This window comes from Vulcanococcus sp. CPBay_Sum15L08_68 (assembly GCF_017855895.1).
GTDB lineage: Bacteria > Cyanobacteriota > Cyanobacteriia > PCC-6307 > Cyanobiaceae > Vulcanococcus.
On sequence record NZ_JAFMFX010000118.1, the window covers coordinates 1 to 2,559 of the forward strand.

6 protein-coding genes are annotated in these 2,559 nt (G+C 61.4%); 3 read left to right on the plus strand and 3 right to left on the minus strand.

The features are described from left to right. Nucleotides 1-324 precede the first annotated feature (324 nt). From QZ189_RS11100 to QZ189_RS11110, 3 genes are read right to left on the minus strand one after another with little or no spacing between them, the layout of a single operon-like run. Complete coding sequence (locus QZ189_RS11100) at nucleotides 325-753, minus strand: hypothetical protein (RefSeq protein WP_296421805.1); 429 nt, start codon at nucleotides 751-753, stop codon at nucleotides 325-327. Nucleotides 754-769: 16 nt separating this feature from the next. Further along, nucleotides 770-916, minus strand: a complete 147-nt coding sequence (locus tag QZ189_RS11105) for a hypothetical protein (RefSeq protein ID WP_010317690.1) — start codon at nucleotides 914-916, stop codon at nucleotides 770-772. 4 nt (nucleotides 917-920) lie between these two features. Next, nucleotides 921-1,220 (minus strand): hypothetical protein, encoded by a 300-nt coding sequence (locus QZ189_RS11110; protein WP_029626373.1) that lies wholly within the window; start codon nucleotides 1,218-1,220, stop codon nucleotides 921-923. Between the two features lie 111 nt (nucleotides 1,221-1,331). Between QZ189_RS11110 and QZ189_RS11115 the strand changes: the two genes are divergently transcribed. The 3 genes from QZ189_RS11115 to QZ189_RS11125 form a co-directional block, all read left to right on the plus strand. Continuing rightward, entirely contained in the window at nucleotides 1,332-1,994 is a 663-nt protein-coding gene (locus QZ189_RS11115) for a L,D-transpeptidase (RefSeq protein ID WP_296415275.1), read from the plus strand. A gap of 88 nt (nucleotides 1,995-2,082) precedes the next feature. Continuing rightward, nucleotides 2,083-2,430, plus strand: coding sequence for a hypothetical protein (locus QZ189_RS11120; RefSeq protein ID WP_247478948.1), 348 nt, complete (start codon nucleotides 2,083-2,085; stop codon nucleotides 2,428-2,430). Between the two features lie 19 nt (nucleotides 2,431-2,449). After that, nucleotides 2,450-2,559 (plus strand): phenylpyruvate tautomerase MIF-related protein (locus QZ189_RS11125; protein WP_296421808.1); only part of this gene is annotated, 110 nt, incomplete at its 3' end.

Consider the following 2,559-nt stretch of genomic DNA (forward strand, 5'->3'; position numbering starts at 1 on the left):
TTCTTGGATTCAAGAAATCCCCTCGACGTATCACGCCAAGATCACAACCCTGAGCGAGAAAGCCTCGGAGGTTGATCAGCTCAAGGCCAGGATTCAGGCTTTGGAGGATGAAAACGAAGACCTCAAGCGCAAGCTCGCGATTGCCTCACCGCAATAGCGTCCTAAGAACTGCTAAGGCCGATGGACGTGTTGTTCCTGGTCTCTAGCGTGCGTCCGTAGCCAGAACTTGTGGAACGCAGGTCATGGGTACGGGATGTAGCGCCGCCGGTAGGAGTACCGGCGGTTTTTTATTGGCGAAAGCATTGATTACTTGTCAGGTGTGCATCAGCCAACCCAGTTCGGGCTGTGCTTGATCACAGCAGTGCAGAACTGCAGGAGCTCCTGCGCCGTCATGTCGTGTTTGGCGTCATTCGTGCGCCAGGCGCAGATCACAAAGTCCGGTTCCGGTTGCTTGGAGGGTTGATCAAGGGTGGGGAGCATCGCGTAGCGCTTCTTGCTCTCACCTTTGCCCGTGGCCGCATCGCGGTTGTCGTAGGTGCCGATCAGCTCCCAGGCGAGCCATTCCCCGGTCCAGTGGTCGCGGCCTTCTGAGGCCAGCACCGCCTCGTGGATCGCCAGGCGGTACTGCTGCACGTTGCCCACGCCACCGCGTTTCTGGTCTCGCTTGGACAACGTCACCGCCTTGCGCTGCACCCAGCCCGGGTAGGTGCCTTTCGCGGCATCCGGCATCCAGTCGGGGGCGGGGGTGTTCATCGTGAAGCCTCCTGATCTAGGCCCGCTGGGCACTCATCGCCTTGTAGCCCGGGTACTGGTGTTCAGCGATGGTCCGTGCTTCGGCTTGGGTGTGGGCCTGCACTTGAACCTGCAGGGTGCGGCCCTTATCGATCAGCTTCACCGCCCAGGTCGCCTGTGCCATCGCCCTAGTCCCCGCTGCTGAAGTTCAGCACCAGATCACCGGCGTCATCGCGCTCGATCGTGAACTTGAAGGAATCGACCGTGCCGCTCCAGACCCCTTCCTCGGGATCGGCCGACTCCCCGCGCTGTTGGGAGACGTCGTGGTCAAAGAGCTGCTCAAAGACATGGGCCGCGACGATCGCCGCCTGGTCCTCATCCATCTCATCGAGCTCATGGGGCTCGACCGTGCAGCCCTCGAGGGTCTCGGCATCAAGCACGTTCCCCGATCCCAGATCTTCCACGAGGGCCAGCAGTGCGTCGTCCATCGGTTCAGGGTGCCTGCCCTCATGGTGAATCCAGCGGCCCCGGCCGTCCAGGGTTGCTGCATGCAAATCCAGGCGTCCTCGCCAACATGGAGTGAGTGCGGTTGGTCTTGGATGCGACGTCTCCTCTCGCTGGCCGGGATCAGCCTGGCTCTGGCCCTGAGCGGTTGCGGCGGCAGCTCTCCCAAGACCACGGCCAGTGGCGCGCCGGCCATCACGGCTCCGATCACGATTGAGCTGGATCAGAACATCCCCGCCAAGAGCCAAGGGGTGATGGTGCGCGGCGATGAGCGCACCACTTTTCAGGTGGGCTTTGGCCGGCTTGGGGTGACCTGTGCCAAGACCCGTTTCGAGGAGGGCTACACCCCCCTGGGTTCCTTCAAGGTCAACGCGATCCTCAGCAAGGACCGCTTTGAGATGGATCCCAAGCTGATCGCCCAGTCCGGCAAGAGCAAGGCGGAGCTCAAGGAGACGCTCTTCAAGAACATGAACGCCATCGACTTCAAGGGCGATGGTGAGGTCGGTGAATACGGAATCGGCTACATCAGCCTGGAGCCGATCGACAGCGTCAAGCAGCCCTTTGCCTTCAACACCTACGACGGCAAATTCCGCTGGTACAGCTTCGCTATCCACGGCAGCAACAACGAACAGCGCATCGGCGAGCAGGTCACCGGCGGCTGCCTGAACGTCTCTGAACCCACCCTCAAGGCGATGCTTGCCTCGGTGCAACTCGGCGATCAGGTGGAGGTGAAGACCGATGGCCCCTGTACCCCGTAGGCCGCTGACCATCGATCACGCCCAGCGCGTGCGGAGCCTCTGGACAGCCTGGTTTCTGTGCCTGCTGTTTCACACCGATCTGGGATTGATGCCGCTTTTCCATGGCCTCTCCCCTGAGATCGAGAGCCATGTCGCCACCGAACGTCTGCCCCTGGTGTTCTGGGCGATGCTGCTCTACTTCCTCGTTCCTCTTGGGGCCTATGTCCTGAGCAGCTACGCCTCCAGTGCCCCGGGCTGGCGGCGCTGGCGCTGGTTTCAGTTCGGTCTGAGTGTCGTCTACACCCTGACCAACACTGCCCATTTCGTCGTTGACATCCTGATCCCTGATTCGCGCTCCGATCAGGTGTTGCTGATGGCAGTGATGTTGGTGCTGGGGTTACTGATCAACGTCGAGAGCTGGCGTTGGTGCCACACCAAATCGTCGTGGCAGATTTGAAGCAGTGCCCTGAGCTGCGATGCCCCTGATCAACGTGCGTACCTCGTTGCCTGAGCTGGCCGATGCCGCTGGGTTGCTGAAGGAACTCTCGGCGGCTCTGGCCCAGCAGACCGGCAAGCCGGAGTCCTA